The following is a 15575-nucleotide window of genomic DNA, read 5'->3' as shown; positions in this document are numbered from 1 at the left end:
CCTCTGTGTTTTGATGGCGGCTGGCCCTAAAATACCTTTTTGTAAGGCTTCACCGCGACGTTCTGGTACACCCCGGCAGCAATATAAGGGTCGTCGTTCGCCCATGACTGCGCTGCTTCCAGTGATTCAAACTCGGCAATAACCGTTGAGCCGGTGAACCCCGCAACGCCAGGTTCATTGCTGTCTACGGCAGGCATTGGCCCGGCGGTCAGCAGACGACCTTCATCATGTAGCAGTTGTAAACGCGCCAGGTGGGCGGGACGGACCGACGACCGCTTTTCCAGAGAATCGGCGATGTCTTCAGCGTAGATTACGTAAAGCACGGCAAGGCTCCTTATCAATAAATGGGCGAATCACGTTAAGTGAATCCGGCCTTGACTGCAATGCAAAGATGCTAAGCGGGGCAAAATGCCCGCTGCCGGGCTTTTTTTTAGCGGAAAGATGGCAAATTTTGATGCAAGCCAATAAGGCTTATTGAATATGATTGCTATTTGCATTTAAAATCGGGGCATCATTTTTCAACTGAAACGACTATGAGCGCAATGACCATTGATTTACCTCGCCGCTTCCCGTGGCCGACGCTGCTGTCCGTGACTATCCACGGTGCCGTTGTGGCGGGGTTGCTTTATACCTCGGTACATCAGGTTATTGAACGGCCATCTCCCTCCCAACCGATCGAGATAACCATGGTGGCTCCTGCGGATCTCGAGCCTCCTCAGGCCGCACAGCCGGTCGTGGAGCCGGTTGTTGAGCCGGAGCCAGAACCCGAACCTGAAGTCGTGCCAGAGCCGCCGAAGGAAGCGCCGGTAGTGATTCATAAGCCTGAGCCGAAACCCAAGCCGAAGCCAAAACCGAAGCCGGAGAAAAAGATCGAGCAGCCGAAGCGTGAGGTTAAGCCTGCGGAAACGCGTCCGGCATCGCCGTTTGAAAATACCAACACTGCGCCAGCGCGTACGCCGCCATCCACATCTACGGCCGCCGCGAAGCCAACGGTTACCGCACCGAGCGGCCCGCGGGCGCTCAGCCGTAACCAGCCAACTTATCCGACTCGCGCCCAAGCGCTGCGTATTGAAGGTGTGGTGCGCGTGAAGTTTGACGTCACGCCGGACGGCCGCCTGGACAACGTCGAGATCCTTTCCGCGCAGCCGGCGAATATGTTTGAGCGTGAAGTGAAAAGCGCCCTGCGTAAGTGGCGCTACGAGCCCGGCAAACCGGGCACCGGCGTGACGATGACCATTAAGTTCCGTCTTAAAGGCGTTGAGATCAACTAACCGCCGTCAATAAGGCCCCTTACGGGGCCTCCTCAGCGAACACATCGTCGAGCGCTTTTTGCGCCGTCACGAGGTGCTGACCGCCGAACAAGATCGCCCGGTTGAAGAGCGTATAGAGTTGGTAAATGGGCTGGCGATCGAGGAACCCGGACGGCAAAGGCGAGACCGACTGATAGCCGTCGTATATTTGCGGCGGCTGCTCAGGATGCAGCGGCAGCATGGCGAGGTCGCACTCTCGGTCTCCCCAGTAGCAGGCCGGGTCGAAGATATAGGGTCCGTTCGGCCCCAGCGCGCAGTTGCCGGACCAGAGATCGCCGTGCAGTAAAGAGGCCTGAGGTTGATGGCCGCTGAGGCGCTGCTGCACGTACTCAACGATGGTATCAATATCGCCGAAATGTAGCCCTTTTTCTGCCGCCAGCTCAAGCTGCCAGCCGATGCGCTGCTCGGCAAAGAATGTCGACCAGCGGCGTTGCCAGGCATTGGGCTGGGGAGTCGTGGAAAGGTCATTATCAAAATCGAGCCCGAACTGCGGCTGGTCGCTCCACTGATGCAGATGCGCGATTTGCTGACCGAGCAGAAAAGCGTTGTGCGCGTCGAGCGGGCGAGGGGGCAAATACTCCATCACCATAAAGCTGTAGTCGCGATCGCTGCCGACGGCAAACACCTGCGGTACGTGAACGGTTTTACTCCGCGACAGCAGCTCGAGCTGATCCGCCTCGGCGGTAAAGATAGGCAGCAGCTCACGTTCGTCACATTTCACGAAGTAGTCCTTCCCACCGAAGCGCAGGTGCCATGCTGCGTGGATTTCTCCGCCGGGCAGTTCGTTTCGCAGTTCGATTTCAGCTGCTTCAGTATGCCACTCGCTTAACAAATTGCTGATAGCCTGCCACATGCCGTCTCTCCCCATGTTTTCCACCATTTCATAAGGTTAGCGCATAACCTCGGCGTAAAATTCGAACTGACGCACAACTGACGCTTTCCACCGCGTCAATCGCACTTATTGAGCTTCCAGCCACTGAGAAAATGTGGTTACCGTAACTTCAGCAGGCCGCCCCAGCGCCGTTTCCGCTAATCCCGCGCTCAGGGCCTGCACCTCTTGCGCGCTTTGCGGGGAAACCAGGCCAAAGGTGTTGGTTCCCAGCTCGTGAGGTTTTCCCTCGTCATCATTCAGTACAAGGGTGAAGCCCGCGCGGGTAAGGTGATTGCTTAGCTCGTTAATCTCGGTAAGCGTCTCTTCGTGAAAACGGATCGTAACGACATGGGTTTGAATTTCGGCGCTCATTTTTCACCCCGTTGTTATCCATGGAATTTTCAGCATAGACCATGCTGGTCATTTGGCGACTCCCTCTGCCTGAGCAGAGGGAAGGAATCAGCGATCGCACAAATAGGCGTAAATTTTAAGCGTGTTCTCCTGCGAGCAGAGCCGGGTGCCCTGATTGACGGTAGCGGCGCTGCCCGCCGCGACGCCAAAACGCACCATGTCCTCAAGTCCGGCATCTTCGGCGAGGCGCAGGGTCATCGCGCCCACCATGCTGTCGCCTGCGCCGACGGTGCTTTGGCTTTTCATCGGCGGTGGGACAACCTGTACGCTGCCGCTGCTATCGACACCCAGCGCCCCCTGCGGGCCGAGGGAGACGACGACTCTTCGGGCTTTGCCCGAGCGGATCAGCTCCTGTGCCGCCTGTCGAACGTCGTTCGGCTGGCTCAGATCGCGCTGGACGAGCGCGCTCAGCTCTTTTTGGTTAGGTTTGACGAGCTCAATGTTACCGACCTCAAGCGCGGCCGAGAGCGCTTCTCCTGAGCTGTCGATAATGCAGCGCAGCTGATGCTGTTGCGCCTTTTTTACCAGCTGAGTCAGATTTTCAATATCGATCCCCGGCGGCAGGCTGCCGCTAATTACCAGCAGCGAGCCGGGCTCGATCGCCAGAACCTTCTCCTCGAGACGGCAGAACTCCTGCTGGGTTAGCGCCGCGCCGGGCATCACGAAGCGATACTGTTCTCCGCTGGAATCAACGTGGACGTGCAGATTTTGCCGCGTCCAGTCACCGGTCTCGACGGTTTCTACGGGGACCTGTTCATCGGCAAGCAGGGCGGTGAGATGTTCCCCGGTTGCGCCGCCGGCGGGGAAAATTGCCGTGGCGTGGCCGCCGAGAAAGGTAATTGCGCGGGCGACGTTAATGCCGCCGCCGCCGGGTTCGAAAACCGGTGCGCTGCAGCGTAGTTTACCTTCCGGATAGATCTGCGGGGTCTGGGTAGCGCTGTCGAGCGAAGGAGCCAGAGTCAGCGTATAAATTTTGGTCATCAAAATTCCTCCATGATACGAGTCGGCTGTTCTTTTTTTAAGCATGGCACTTCTCATTGCTAAGGGAAAGCATACGCGGCGGGGATTTGTCGGGAAGAGGCTATTTTCATTATAAAATAAAGATAGTTCTGAGGGCCGTCTTATTCAAAAAATGAAAGAGTAATTGATTGCTATGTTAATCGTGCTTTTTTATAATTTACCGCCTTTCATTGGACCAGCAGCAGCGATCCTCGCGAAAGTTTCCGGGACCATCTGGGTCTCTCTTTTTGTTGTACGGACTCTAAATTAAATGAAGCTTTTGAAGACAGTACCCGCAGCGGCTATGCTGGCGGGGGGGCTATTTGCGTCTGCGTGCGCAATGGCCGACGATTCCGTTTTTACTGTTATGGATGACCCTTCCACTGCCAAAAAACCTTTCGAAGGTGCTGTTAACGCCGGCTATCTGGCGCAGTCCGGAAATACGAAAAGTTCCTCAATGACCGCGGATTCTACGCTCACCTGGTATGGCAATACGACAGCATGGTCGCTGTGGGGGAACGCCAGCAACACCTCGTCTAACGACCAGCGCTCTTCCGAGAAGTACGCGGTCGGCGGCCGTAGTCGTTATAACATGACCGACAGCAACTACCTGTTCGGCCAGGCCAGCTGGCTGACCGACCGCTATAACGGTTATCAGCAGCGCGATGTGCTGACCGCCGGTTACGGTCGTCAAATTCTGAACGGGCCGGTGCACAGCCTGCGTTTTGAATTTGGTCCTGGCGTGCGCTATGACGAATATACCGATGGCGATAATGAGACTCAGCCGCTGGGCTACGCCTCAGGCACCTGGGCATGGCAGATGACCGATAACGCCAAATTCACTCAGGGCGTTTCCGTGTTCGGTTCCGAAGATACCACGCTAAACTCAGAAAGCGCGCTCAATGTCGCTATCAACGCTCACTTTGCGCTGCGTGTTGCCTATAACGTGACCTGGAACTCCCAGCCGCCGTCATCGGCGCCGGAGCACACCGATCGTCGTACCACGCTGTCGCTTGGCTATAAGATGTAATATTTTCAGGCCGGTTATTCCGGCCTGATTGTTTTAAATTTAGCAATAAGTGACATTATTATTTTTGGTCTTTTGTTTTGTTTTTTATAAAAATAAAATAGCCTCCATAATTTCTTCATAATTGATTATCTTGATAAATATTTAAGTTTTTTGACACGAATAGCTAAATATTTAGTCGGACAAAAATGTGATCTGGATCTATACTATCCGTCACAGGCAGAGATGATGTCTTTGCTCGAAATCCTTACGTAAATAAGAGAATCATCACTATGAAAAATAGCAAAATCGCAACTGCGGCCGTGATGCTGTGCGCGCTCTCGTTCGGCGCCTTAGCCGCTAATCCAGTCCCACAGCCAGGCAGCAAGGACCATACCCAGGTCGGCATTGCTAAAGCGACCGACGTCGAAGCAGGCTCTAATATTGCCCCGGGATCGCAGTCAACGGGTCAGACTATGGGCGATGCTTTTAATGTTCATAAACTCGTTGCCGGTGAATGGTCCTGATATTTCATTCTTCCGTCGGACTGTCTCTTATATTTTGAGAAATATAAAGCCGGGTAAAGATGTACCGGTTTGACAGGCATATGTTTGGCTCCGCGTTTTGATTTTGCCCGCTACTCACTACCGCACGTAAGCAATACGGCGCGGGCGCTTATTTTTGTCCTTTTTATCTCAACCCGTCGTCCCTTGCGATCTTTGGCCCCGTCCTCCTTGTTTTATCATTAATAGCAGCCATTTAGTGGGTTGTGACTTTTATCACGCACTAATGATGTGTAAACTAAAGCCCGGTGTTATCAGCAGGCGGCTGCAGGTGAGAACGGTGGGGTTACCCTCGTGCTCATATTTTCGCAGAGTGAAGCGGGAGCTCGGTCTGAACTTGTTGATAATTATGATTATATTGTTTTGTATGTGCTCTTTCGTGTGGGGCACCACTGCAAATAAGGACATGAAATGCCTGTAATTACGCTTCCTGATGGCAGCCAACGCCATTTTGACCACGCGGTTAGCCCGCTGGACGTTGCCCTCGACATCGGCCCTGGCTTGGCTAAAGCCACCATCGCTGGCCGTGTGAACGGCGAGCTGGTTGATGCCTGCGATCCCATCGAAAACGATGCAACGCTCTCTATCATCACCGCTAAAGATGAAGACGGCCTGGAGATTATTCGTCACTCCTGCGCGCATCTGTTAGGTCATGCGATTAAGCAGCTGTGGCCGAACACCAAAATGGCTATCGGCCCGGTTATCGATAACGGCTTCTATTATGATGTTGATATCGATCGTACGCTGACCCAGGAAGACCTCGACGCGCTCGAAAAACGTATGCACGAGCTCGCTGAGAAAAACTACGACGTCATCAAGAAAAAAGTCAGCTGGCATGAAGCGCGTGAAACCTTCGTGCAGCGCGGTGAGACCTACAAAGTGTCGATCCTTGATGAGAATATTGCTCATGATGACAAGCCCGGCTTGTATCATCATGAAGAGTACGTCGACATGTGCCGTGGGCCGCACGTGCCGAACATGCGTTTCTGTCATCATTTCAAACTGATGAAAACCGCTGGCGCCTACTGGCGTGGCGATAGCAACAATAAGATGTTGCAACGTATTTATGGCACCGCGTGGGCGGATAAAAAGGCGCTCAACGCCCATCTGCTGCGCCTGGAAGAAGCATCTAAGCGTGACCACCGTAAGATCGGTAAGCAGCTTGACCTGTATCATATGCAGGAAGAAGCGCCGGGTATGGTATTCTGGCACAACGATGGCTGGACTATCTTCCGTGAACTGGAAACTTTCGTCCGCTCTAAGCTGAAAGAGTACCAGTATCAGGAAGTTAAAGGCCCGTTTATGATGGACCGTGTGCTGTGGGAAAAAACCGGCCACTGGGACAACTACAAAGATGCGATGTTCACCACCTCTTCTGAAAACCGTGAGTACTGCATCAAGCCGATGAACTGCCCGGGTCACGTGCAGATCTTTAATCAGGGCCTGAAATCCTATCGCGATCTGCCGCTGCGTATGGCGGAGTTCGGTAGCTGCCATCGTAACGAGCCGTCAGGCGCGCTGCATGGCCTGATGCGCGTTCGTGGCTTTACTCAGGATGACGCGCATATTTTCTGTACTGAAGAGCAGGTGCGTGATGAAGTTAACGCCTGTATTCGTATGGTCTACGATATGTACAGCACCTTTGGCTTCGAAAAAATCGTCGTCAAGCTCTCAACTCGTCCGGAAAAACGTATCGGAAGCGACGAGGCCTGGGATCGTGCTGAGGCGGATCTGGCAGTCGCGCTGGAAGAAAACAATATCCCATTTGAGTATCAGCTGGGTGAAGGCGCGTTCTACGGTCCAAAAATTGAATTTACTTTGTATGACTGCCTCGATCGTGCATGGCAGTGCGGAACGGTACAGCTGGACTTCTCTCTGCCGCAGCGTTTAAGCGCCTCTTATGTAGGCGAAAGCAACGAGCGACAGGTACCGGTAATGATTCACCGTGCTATCCTTGGTTCTCTGGAGCGCTTTATTGGCATCCTGACCGAAGAGTTTGCCGGCTTCTTCCCAACCTGGCTTGCGCCAGTGCAGGTAGTGGTCATGAATATTACTGATTCTCAGGCCGATTACGTTAACGAATTGACGCGTAAACTACAAAATGCGGGAATTCGTGTAAAAGCGGACTTGAGAAATGAGAAGATTGGCTTTAAAATCCGCGAGCACACTTTACGTCGTGTCCCGTACATGTTGGTCTGTGGCGACAAAGAAGTCGAAGCCGGTAAAGTAGCCGTGCGTACCCGTCGCGGGAAAGACCTCGGCAGCATGGACGTAAATGAAGTGATCGAAAAGCTGCAACAAGAGATTCGCAGCCGCAGTCTTCAACAACTGGAGGAATAAGGTATTAAAGGCGGAAAACGAGTTCAAACGGCGCGTCCGAATCGTATTAATGGCGAAATTCGCGCGCAAGAAGTTCGCTTAACAGGTCTGGAAGGCGAGCAGCTTGGTATTGTGAGTCTGAGAGAAGCTCTGGAAAAAGCTGAAGAAGCCGGAGTAGACTTAGTCGAAATCAGCCCTAACGCCGAGCCGCCGGTTTGTCGTATCATGGATTACGGCAAATTCCTCTATGAAAAGAGTAAGTCTTCTAAGGAACAGAAGAAAAAACAAAAAGTTATCCAGGTTAAGGAAATTAAATTCCGACCTGGTACCGATGATGGCGACTACCAGGTAAAACTCCGCAGCCTGGTTCGCTTTCTGGAAGAGGGTGATAAAGCTAAGATCACGCTGCGTTTCCGCGGTCGTGAGATGGCTCACCAGCAGATTGGTATGGAAGTGCTCAACCGCGTCCGTGACGATCTGAGTGAACTGGCTGTGGTCGAATCCTTCCCATCGAAGATCGAAGGCCGCCAGATGATCATGGTGCTCGCTCCGAAGAAGAAACAGTAAGGCCTTCAAGTAGCAATTCCTGTGGAGCCCCTGGGCCTCGCAGGGACTGTTCGCCTACGTTTCGTTTATTAACAATGCGAAGTGGAAGTTATTAAAATGCCAAAAATTAAGACCGTACGCGGTGCTGCTAAGCGCTTCAAAAAAACCGGTAAAGGTGGTTTTAAGCACAAGCACGCTAACCTGCGTCACATTCTGACCAAAAAAGCTACCAAGCGTAAACGTCACCTGCGTCCGAAAGCCATGGTTTCCAAAGGCGATCTGGGCCTGGTAATCGCGTGCCTGCCGTACGCATAAGTCGTTAACCCTTTTAACTTTTTAATTAGAATAGATACAGGAGAGCACATATGGCTCGCGTAAAACGTGGTGTAGTTGCCCGTGCACGTCACAAGAAAATTTTGAAACAAGCTAAAGGCTACTACGGTGCGCGTTCTCGCGTATACCGCGTTGCCTTCCAGGCTGTTATCAAAGCAGGTCAGTACGCTTATCGTGACCGTCGTCAGAAAAAGCGTCAGTTCCGTCAACTGTGGATTGCGCGTATCAACGCAGCAGCACGTCAGAACGGTATTTCTTACAGCAAATTCATCAACGGCCTGAAAAAAGCCTCTGTTGAAATTGACCGTAAGATCCTGGCTGACATCGCAGTATTCGACAAATTAGCGTTCTCCGCTCTGGTCGAAAAAGCGAAAGCAGCTCTGGCATAAGCCAGTTGAAAGAGGGAGCTTGTCTCCCTCTTTTTGTTTCAACACTATCAATACATTGACTTTTATTGCTGTAAGCTTTTCAATACAGGTCTTACGTTTCGTGCCAGACAAGGTAATGCAAGCATGAATGCTGCTATTTTCCGCTTCTTTTTTTACTTTAGCACCTGAACTCAGGAGGCTAGCGCGTGAGAAAAGAAACGAAAAACAGCGCCAGAAAGCCTCCCACCGTGGAGGCTTTTTTCGTATATGAACTGGCTCGTTCTATTTCAAGCTGCAGGTGCGTGGCTTAATGCGCGTCATCCCGCCGGAGTCTTCGTACTGGATAACGGCTTGATCCGCTGCCTGCGACTCGAAATAGTCAGAGCAAAATAATGACCATAACCGGTGTCTGCACCGACATAATGAGGAAAACCATGTCACATCTCGCAGAGCTGGTTGCCAGTGCGAAGGCAGCCATTAATGAGGCATCAGATGTTGCCGCGCTGGACAACGTCCGCGTGGAATACCTGGGAAAGAAAGGGCATCTGACCCTTCAGATGACGACCCTGCGCGAGCTGCCGCCAGAAGAGCGTCCGGCTGCAGGCGCGGTGATCAACGAAGCCAAAGAGCAGGTCCAGCAGGCGCTCAACGCGCGTAAAGCCGATCTGGAAGGCGCCGCGCTGAATGCGCGTCTGGCCGCTGAGACCATTGACGTCTCGCTGCCGGGGCGTCGGGTCGAAAACGGCGGTCTGCATCCGGTTACCCGCACTATTGACCGCATCGAAAACTTCTTCGGCGAGCTCGGCTTTACGGTGGCAACCGGTCCGGAGATTGAAGATGATTACCATAACTTCGATGCGCTGAATATCCCGGGCCACCACCCGGCGCGCGCTGACCACGATACCTTCTGGTTTGATGCCACTCGCCTGCTGCGTACCCAGACTTCTGGCGTGCAGATCCGTACCATGGAACATCAGCAGCCGCCGATTCGTATTATCGCCCCCGGCCGCGTTTATCGTAACGATTACGATCAGACCCATACCCCGATGTTCCATCAGATGGAAGGCCTGATTGTTGATAAGAATATTAACTTCACCAACCTTAAAGGGACGCTGCACGACTTCCTGCGTAACTTCTTTGAAGAAGATCTGCAAATTCGTTTCCGTCCGTCCTACTTCCCGTTTACCGAACCCTCTGCTGAAGTTGACGTCATGGGTAAAAACGGCAAGTGGCTGGAAGTGCTTGGCTGCGGCATGGTGCACCCGAACGTCCTGCGCAACGTCGGCATTGACCCGGAAGTCTATTCCGGCTTCGCCTTTGGTATGGGCATGGAGCGTCTGACCATGCTGCGCTATGGCGTAACCGACCTACGCGCGTTCTTCGAAAACGATCTGCGTTTCCTCAAACAGTTTAAATAAGGACAGGACAGAACAATGAAATTCAGTGAACTGTGGTTACGCGAATGGGTTAATCCGGCGATCGACAGCGAAGCCCTGGCGAATCAGATTACGATGGCCGGCCTCGAAGTTGACGGCGTTGAGCCGGTTGCCGGCAGCTTCAACGGCGTCGTCGTCGGTGAAGTCGTCGAGTGTGGCCAGCATCCGAACGCTGACAAGCTGCGGGTGACCAAAATTAACGTCGGCGGCGAACGCCTGCTGGATATCGTGTGCGGCGCGCCGAACTGCCGCCAGGGTCTGAAGGTTGCGGTTGCTACTATCGGCGCCGTACTGCCGGGCGACTTCAAAATTAAAGCAGCAAAACTGCGCGGTGAGCCTTCCGAAGGGATGCTGTGTTCGTTTTCCGAGCTGGGTGTTTCCGACGATCATAGCGGAATTATCGAACTGCCGGCAGATGCGCCAATTGGTACCGATATCCGTGAATATCTGAAGTTTGACGACAACACCATTGAAATCAGCGTGACGCCGAACCGTGCCGACTGTTTAGGTATCATCGGCGTCGCTCGCGACGTGGCGGTACTGAATAAAGAGCCGCTGAACGCACCGGAAATTACGCCGGTAGCGGCGACGATTGCCGATACGCTGCCCATCACCGTCGACGCGCCGGACGCGTGCCCGCGCTACCTGGGACGCGTGGTTAAAGGCATCAATGTTAAAGCGCCCACTCCGCTGTGGATGAAAGAGAAGCTGCGTCGCTGCGGCATTCGCTCCATCGATGCGGTGGTGGATGTCACCAACTATGTTCTTCTCGAGCTCGGCCAGCCGATGCACGCCTTTGACCGCGACCGCATTGAAGGCGGCATCGTGGTGCGGATGGCGAAAGAGGGCGAAACGCTGGTGCTGCTGGACGGTTCCGAAGCCAAACTCGACGTTGACACTCTGGTTATCGCAGACCATCAGAAGGCGCTGGCGATGGGCGGCATCTTTGGCGGCGAGCACTCCGGCGTGAACGACGAAACGCAGAACGTGCTGCTGGAGTGCGCATTCTTCAGCCCGCTGTCTATCACCGGTCGCGCGCGCCGTCACGGCCTGCACACCGATGCTTCCCACCGCTACGAGCGTGGGGTCGACCCGGCGCTGCAGCACAAGGCCCTGGAGCGTGCAACCCGCCTGCTGATCGATATCTGCGGCGGCGAAGCCGGCCCGGTGATCGACGTGACCAACGACGCGACCCTGCCGAAGGCGGCAACCATTACCCTGCGCCGCAGCAAGCTGGATCGCCTGATTGGCCATCACATTGATGATGCTCAGGTTAGCGATATTCTTAGTCGCCTGGGTTGTGAAGTGACCGCGGGCGAAGGCCAGTGGCTGGCCGTCGCGCCGAGCTGGCGTTTTGATATTGCGATCGAAGAAGATCTGGTTGAAGAAGTTGCCCGCGTATACGGCTATAACAACATTCCTGACGAACCGGTCCAGGCTGGCCTGATTATGGGTACCCACCGCGAGGCGAACCTGTCGCTTAAGCGCGTGAAAACCCTGCTCATCGACAAAGGCTATCAGGAAGTTATTACCTATAGCTTCGTTGACCCGAAAGTACAGCAGCTGATTCACCCGGGTGAAGAGGCGCTGATCCTGCCAAGCCCAATCTCCAGCGAAATGTCGGCGATGCGCCTGTCGCTGCTGACCGGCCTGCTGGGCACCGTGGTGTATAACCAGAATCGCCAGCAGAGCCGCGTGCGCATCTTTGAGAGCGGTTTACGCTTTGTTCCTGATACCGAGGCCCCGCTGGGGATCCGTCAGGACGTGATGCTGGCCGGCGTAATTTGCGGTAATCGCGTTGATGAGCACTGGAACCTGGCAAAAGAGTCCGTCGATTTCTATGATTTAAAAGGCGATCTGGAGTCCGTTCTTGACCTGACCGGTAAATTATCCGCCATCGAATTCCGCGCAGAAGCGAACGCCGCGCTGCATCCGGGACAGTCGGCAGCGATTTATCTGAAAGGTGAACGCATTGGTTTCATTGGGGTTGTTCATCCTGAACTGGAACGTAAACTGGATCTGAACGGTCGCACTTTGGCGTTTGAGCTGGAGTGGAACAAGCTTGCAGACCGCGTGGTGCCTCAGGCGCGCGAGATTTCTCGTTTCCCGGCAAACCGTCGCGACATCGCGGTCGTCGTCGCTGAAAACGTACCCGCAGCTGATGTTTTGACCGAGTGTAAGAAAGTTGGCGTAAATCAGGTAGTTGGCGTAAACTTATTTGACGTGTACCGCGGTAAAGGCGTTGCAGAAGGCAGTAAGAGCCTTGCAATCAGCCTAATCCTTCAGGATACCAGCCGTACACTCGAAGAAGAGGAGATTGCCGCTACCGTCGCCAAATGTGTAGAGGCATTAAAAGAGCGATTCCAGGCCTCATTGAGGGATTGAACCTATGGCGCTTACAAAAGCTGAAATGTCAGAATATCTGTTTGATAAGCTTGGGCTTAGCAAGCGGGATGCCAAAGAACTGGTAGAGTTGTTTTTCGAAGAGGTTCGTCGTGCTTTGGAAAACGGAGAACAGGTAAAACTCTCCGGGTTCGGCAACTTCGATTTGCGTGATAAAAACCAGCGCCCGGGTCGTAACCCGAAAACGGGGGAAGATATTCCGATTACAGCCCGGCGCGTGGTGACCTTCAGACCCGGCCAGAAACTTAAAAGCCGCGTCGAAAACGCTTCGCCCAGAGACAAATAATCTGAACTAACTAAAAAGGCCGCTGATGCGGCCTTTTTTCTTTTCATTTTCAGGATCAGGCTTTTACGGCAGTGACCATCACTTCGACGAGAATATCCGGGCGCGCCATCTCTGCCTGGACGGCCGCGCGCGCCGGGCTGTGGCCTTCCGGCAGCCAGGCAACCCAGGCCTCGTTAAAACCGACAAAATCGCGGGACATGTTTTTCAGCCACACCTGCGCGGAAAGAATGTGCCCGCTGTCGCTACCGGCCGCCGCCAGCAGGGCGTCGATTTTCTCTAAGACTTCACGCGTCTGCTGAATAATATCCTCCTCGCTGCTTTTCGGGGTTTGACCCGATAAAAAGATCAGGTTGCCATATTCGACGCTGGCGGAAAGACGCGGCTGCGGATTGTTACGGATAATGTTCATGCTGATTTTTTCCATGTCAGGCCATCTAAAGCGATGGCGGGGTTTTCGCTATCAAGCAGGGCGCCGAGCACCGCCGCGCTGCCGGCGGCAAGGGTGAAGCCCAGGCTACCCTGGCCGAGGTTCATCCACAGGTTTTGGTAGCCGGCGCGTCCCAGCAGCGGAGGGCCGGCTGGCGTAGAAGGGCGCATACCGCTCCAGGCCTGCGCATCCTCAATGCCCTGAAGCTCGGGGAAGCTGCCGGCAACAATTTTTTTCAACGCCGCAATACGCTCAGGGCGCAGCCCGTCGCCGTCGTAGCCGATATCAACCATCGCGGCGATACGCAGCTGCTCTCCGAGGCGGGCATAGACAATTTTGTGCCCATAGTCGGTGACGCTGATATCCGGCGCGATCCCGGCCTGGGCCGGATAGGGCAGCGTCAGGCTGTAGCCTTTCAGGCCGCAAAGCGGCACGTGAATTCCCGTGCCAGCCAGTAACGGGCTGCTGCCATTGCCGGCGGCAACCACAAAATCATCGCCGACAATCGTTCCCCGGCTGGTTTCCGCCGAGTGAATACGACCGCCTTTTTTATTCAGACGGCGAACGTCGCAGTCGCCGGTGAGGGTAAAGCCGGCGCTGGCGTTGAGTTTCTCCAGCAGCGCCAGGCAAAACTGATGACAGTCAGCAGTTTCGTCGCCGGGGGAATAAATACCGCCGCAGAGCGAGGCGCGGATATGCCTGAGCGCGGGTTCAAGTTCGATACACTCGGCTCCGCTCAGGGAGCGCTGATATTGCGGATTGATCCCTGTTTCCGCTTTATTCAGATCGTACTCCCGGCGATGGACGACTAATTTCCCGCAGCGTCGCCAGTGAAAGTCGCTCAGATTATCCTCATTCAACCACGCCTGCATAACCTGACGGCTGAGCAGCGACAGGCGAAGGATATGATCGCCGTTCACCTTATTGGTCCGGCTGTTGCAGGCACGCAGGAACTGCAGCAGCCAGCGCCACTGGCCTGGCGACATCCGCAGGCGCATATTGAGCGGCGAGTCGCTCCTGCCCATCCATTTTATTCCCTGCAGCGGGACGCCGCGGTCGGCCAGCGGTGCGACGTAGCGGTAGCTGAGCTGGCCGCCGTTAGCAAAGCTCGTCGCCAGGCCGGGGTTCGCATTGCGCTCCAGCAGCTGGACCTCGTGGCCGCGCTTAATGAATACATAGGCCGTCGCCAGCCCGATAACGCCCCCACCGATAATAACAATGCGCTTTTTCATAACCTGAGATATCCGCCGCTGATAAATGCAATGGCGCTATGTCAAAGCATTTACCCCTGCGGCGCAATTGACTTTTTATTTTCAGGGTATAACCCCAGGTTAATTTCCTGCAGCTGTTTACGCAGCTGCAGGCAGATAAAATCGACAAATTTATGCGCAATCGGACTCAGGGAAACATCCGCCCGACGCAGCAGGCAGAGAGGGATCGTCATCGGCGGCGAAATAGGGTGGATCATCGTCGGGGTCAGGTTGTGACGCGCGGAAAAAATATCGGTAATGCTACAGCCCATGCCGCGTTTAACAAATTCAGTTGCCATGTAGTAGGTCTGAACGTTGAGGCGGGTCGTCGAGAAGTCCCGACGGGTAGCAATGGCGGCCGACAGCGAGTGGGGGCCGGGAGAGATCCAGCGCTGCTGGTCTATCTCATCGATCGCCACCACGCCCTGGCGGTAGTCGCGGTCGATGTAGACCAGCGGCACCTCGGCGATGGTGGTGGGGATGATTTCACCCTGCTGAATCGGCTGGAGCGTCAGGGCCAGATCGATCTCGCGCAGATCCAGTTTCTTGACCAATGTCTCAGTATGTTCCGTGGTCAGGGTCATCACCAGATTCGCGTTTTGCTGATAGAAGTCGGTCACCATTTCCGGCACCAGGCTCAGCCCGAGGCTGGGCAAACAGCCGAGGCTAATTTTCGCCCGCGGGTCGCGCGCCAGGTTGTCGGCAAGCAGGCGCAGATTATCCAGATCCTGGTAGATATTCTGCGCCTTCTCGAACAGCGTCAGCGCTTCGCTGCTCGGCAGCAGCTTGCCGCGAACGCGCTGAAAGAGCTTAAAACCCAGCTTCGTTTCGGCGTTTTTGAGCGCCTTACTGGCCGCCGGTTGAGAGATATTCAGCGACTCTGCTGCTCGTGAAAGGGTGCCGCAGGTCATCACGGCGTGGAAAATTTCCAGGTGACGCAGTTTCATCAGGGGTTAACTCAGGGTTATAGGGGCCAGATAAAAATTCATTTTCTAATAACAATAAATTAACATAAATTCAATTCACAATCAGCGTTCTGTTTACTTA

General features: G+C 54.3%; 18 protein-coding genes and 1 other annotated feature. Of the genes, 11 read left to right on the top strand and 7 right to left on the bottom strand.

Translation table 11 applies throughout. The annotated features are described in order from the left end of the window. Nucleotides 1-26: 26 nt before the first annotated feature. The gene (locus EDF75_RS07445) at nt 27-323 is read right to left on the bottom strand and encodes a YciI family protein (protein ID WP_045858916.1); all 297 of its coding nucleotides are present in this window, start codon (nt 321-323) and stop codon (nt 27-29) included. Nucleotides 324-533: 210 nt separating this feature from the next. Between EDF75_RS07445 and tonB the strand changes: the two genes are divergently transcribed. Beyond that, a complete protein-coding gene (gene tonB / locus EDF75_RS07440; RefSeq protein WP_133598239.1) occupies nt 534-1271 on the top strand; it encodes a TonB system transport protein TonB in 738 nt (245 codons plus the stop codon). 19 nt (nt 1272-1290) lie between these two features. Here the strand turns inward: tonB and EDF75_RS07435 are convergent, their stop codons facing one another. The 3 genes from EDF75_RS07435 to pfkB form a co-directional block, all read right to left on the bottom strand. Then, nucleotides 1291-2163, bottom strand: a complete 873-nt coding sequence (locus tag EDF75_RS07435) for a fructosamine kinase family protein (protein WP_041146060.1) — start codon at nt 2161-2163, stop codon at nt 1291-1293. 105 nt (nt 2164-2268) lie between these two features. Beyond that, entirely contained in the window at nt 2269-2553 is a 285-nt protein-coding gene (ghoS, locus tag EDF75_RS07430; RefSeq protein ID WP_045858909.1) for a type V toxin-antitoxin system endoribonuclease antitoxin GhoS, read from the bottom strand. A gap of 87 nt (nt 2554-2640) precedes the next feature. After that, nucleotides 2641-3573 (bottom strand): 6-phosphofructokinase II, encoded by a 933-nt coding sequence (pfkB, locus tag EDF75_RS07425; protein WP_133598237.1) that lies wholly within the window; start codon nt 3571-3573, stop codon nt 2641-2643. Between the two features lie 289 nt (nt 3574-3862). Here pfkB and EDF75_RS07420 point away from each other — a divergent pair, with 289 nt between their 5' ends. The 10 genes from EDF75_RS07420 (at nt 3863) to ihfA (ending at nt 12851) form a co-directional block, all read left to right on the top strand. Next, nucleotides 3863-4621, top strand: a complete 759-nt coding sequence (locus EDF75_RS07420; protein WP_076947649.1) for a DUF481 domain-containing protein — start codon at nt 3863-3865, stop codon at nt 4619-4621. Nucleotides 4622-4890: 269 nt separating this feature from the next. Then, the gene (locus tag EDF75_RS07415; RefSeq protein ID WP_041146056.1) at nt 4891-5124 is read left to right on the top strand and encodes a YdgH/BhsA/McbA family protein; all 234 of its coding nucleotides are present in this window, start codon (nt 4891-4893) and stop codon (nt 5122-5124) included. 447 nt (nt 5125-5571) lie between these two features. Continuing rightward, on the top strand, nt 5572-7500 hold the full coding sequence (gene thrS / locus EDF75_RS07405) for a threonine--tRNA ligase (protein ID WP_041146055.1): 1929 nt from the start codon (nt 5572-5574) through the stop codon (nt 7498-7500). A gap of 3 nt (nt 7501-7503) precedes the next feature. Next, on the top strand, nt 7504-8046 hold the full coding sequence (infC, locus tag EDF75_RS07400) for a translation initiation factor IF-3 (RefSeq protein ID WP_049267827.1): 543 nt from the start codon (nt 7504-7506) through the stop codon (nt 8044-8046). A 96-nt stretch (nt 8047-8142) separates the two neighbouring features. Continuing rightward, complete coding sequence (rpmI, locus tag EDF75_RS07395) at nt 8143-8340, top strand: 50S ribosomal protein L35 (protein WP_001124225.1); 198 nt, start codon at nt 8143-8145, stop codon at nt 8338-8340. Nucleotides 8341-8390: 50 nt separating this feature from the next. Next, a complete protein-coding gene (gene rplT / locus EDF75_RS07390) occupies nt 8391-8747 on the top strand; it encodes a 50S ribosomal protein L20 (RefSeq protein WP_133598233.1) in 357 nt (118 codons plus the stop codon). A 118-nt stretch (nt 8748-8865) separates the two neighbouring features. Then, nucleotides 8866-8991 (top strand) — a sequence feature (Phe leader region). Beyond that, nucleotides 8871-8915: a pheST operon leader peptide PheM gene (pheM, locus tag EDF75_RS27185; RefSeq protein WP_001386830.1), complete on the top strand. Its 45-nt coding sequence runs from the start codon at nt 8871-8873 to the stop codon at nt 8913-8915. It overlaps the preceding feature by 45 nt. Nucleotides 8992-9160: 169 nt before the next feature. Continuing rightward, on the top strand, nt 9161-10144 hold the full coding sequence (gene pheS, locus EDF75_RS07375) for a phenylalanine--tRNA ligase subunit alpha (RefSeq protein WP_041146054.1): 984 nt from the start codon (nt 9161-9163) through the stop codon (nt 10142-10144). A 15-nt stretch (nt 10145-10159) separates the two neighbouring features. Then, nucleotides 10160-12547 carry a phenylalanine--tRNA ligase subunit beta gene (gene pheT / locus EDF75_RS07370; protein WP_133598231.1) on the top strand — a complete coding sequence of 796 codons (2388 nt, stop codon included), beginning with the start codon at nt 10160-10162 and terminating at the stop codon, nt 12545-12547. A gap of 4 nt (nt 12548-12551) precedes the next feature. Then, entirely contained in the window at nt 12552-12851 is a 300-nt protein-coding gene (gene ihfA, locus EDF75_RS07365; protein WP_004102960.1) for an integration host factor subunit alpha, read from the top strand. A gap of 55 nt (nt 12852-12906) precedes the next feature. Here ihfA and EDF75_RS07360 read toward each other — a convergent pair whose 3' ends face one another. Genes EDF75_RS07360 through admX form a run of 3 tightly spaced genes read right to left on the bottom strand, consistent with a single transcriptional unit; the run spans nt 12907 to nt 15475 of the window. After that, entirely contained in the window at nt 12907-13260 is a 354-nt protein-coding gene (locus tag EDF75_RS07360; protein WP_133598229.1) for a RidA family protein, read from the bottom strand. Further along, complete coding sequence (locus EDF75_RS07355; protein ID WP_133598227.1) at nt 13257-14510, bottom strand: D-amino acid dehydrogenase; 1254 nt, start codon at nt 14508-14510, stop codon at nt 13257-13259. The genes EDF75_RS07360 and EDF75_RS07355 overlap by 4 nt, the downstream gene beginning before the upstream one ends. A gap of 50 nt (nt 14511-14560) precedes the next feature. Further along, nucleotides 14561-15475: an HTH-type transcriptional regulator AdmX gene (gene admX / locus EDF75_RS07350; RefSeq protein ID WP_133598225.1), complete on the bottom strand. Its 915-nt coding sequence runs from the start codon at nt 15473-15475 to the stop codon at nt 14561-14563. Nucleotides 15476-15575: the final 100 nt, after the last annotated feature.

The sequence above is a fragment of the Klebsiella sp. BIGb0149 genome (genome assembly GCF_004362605.1).
GTDB lineage: Bacteria > Pseudomonadota > Gammaproteobacteria > Enterobacterales > Enterobacteriaceae > Klebsiella > Klebsiella terrigena.
Note: the sequence above shows the minus strand (reverse complement) of the source record. Positions and strands in the feature narration are given on the sequence as shown.

Excerpts from the sequence above, each read along its gene's own strand:
- rplT (WP_133598233.1), top strand. The coding sequence starts at position 8,391 with ATGGCTCGCGTAAAACGTGGTGTAGTTGCCCGTGCACGTCACAAGAAA.
- EDF75_RS07415 (WP_041146056.1), top strand. The coding sequence starts at position 4,891 with ATGAAAAATAGCAAAATCGCAACTGCGGCCGTGATGCTGTGCGCGCTC.
- tonB (WP_133598239.1), top strand. The coding sequence starts at position 534 with ATGAGCGCAATGACCATTGATTTACCTCGCCGCTTCCCGTGGCCGACG.
- EDF75_RS07420 (WP_076947649.1), top strand. The coding sequence starts at position 3,863 with ATGAAGCTTTTGAAGACAGTACCCGCAGCGGCTATGCTGGCGGGGGGG.
- pheT (WP_133598231.1), top strand. The coding sequence starts at position 10,160 with ATGAAATTCAGTGAACTGTGGTTACGCGAATGGGTTAATCCGGCGATC.
- ihfA (WP_004102960.1), top strand. The coding sequence starts at position 12,552 with ATGGCGCTTACAAAAGCTGAAATGTCAGAATATCTGTTTGATAAGCTT.
- pheS (WP_041146054.1), top strand. The coding sequence starts at position 9,161 with ATGTCACATCTCGCAGAGCTGGTTGCCAGTGCGAAGGCAGCCATTAAT.
- pfkB (WP_133598237.1), bottom strand. The coding sequence starts at position 3,573 with ATGACCAAAATTTATACGCTGACTCTGGCTCCTTCGCTCGACAGCGCT.
- EDF75_RS07435 (WP_041146060.1), bottom strand. The coding sequence starts at position 2,163 with ATGTGGCAGGCTATCAGCAATTTGTTAAGCGAGTGGCATACTGAAGCA.
- ghoS (WP_045858909.1), bottom strand. The coding sequence starts at position 2,553 with ATGAGCGCCGAAATTCAAACCCATGTCGTTACGATCCGTTTTCACGAA.
- rpmI (WP_001124225.1), top strand. The coding sequence starts at position 8,143 with ATGCCAAAAATTAAGACCGTACGCGGTGCTGCTAAGCGCTTCAAAAAA.
- EDF75_RS07360 (WP_133598229.1), bottom strand. The coding sequence starts at position 13,260 with ATGAACATTATCCGTAACAATCCGCAGCCGCGTCTTTCCGCCAGCGTC.
- EDF75_RS07355 (WP_133598227.1), bottom strand. The coding sequence starts at position 14,510 with ATGAAAAAGCGCATTGTTATTATCGGTGGGGGCGTTATCGGGCTGGCG.
- admX (WP_133598225.1), bottom strand. The coding sequence starts at position 15,475 with ATGAAACTGCGTCACCTGGAAATTTTCCACGCCGTGATGACCTGCGGC.
- thrS (WP_041146055.1), top strand. The coding sequence starts at position 5,572 with ATGCCTGTAATTACGCTTCCTGATGGCAGCCAACGCCATTTTGACCAC.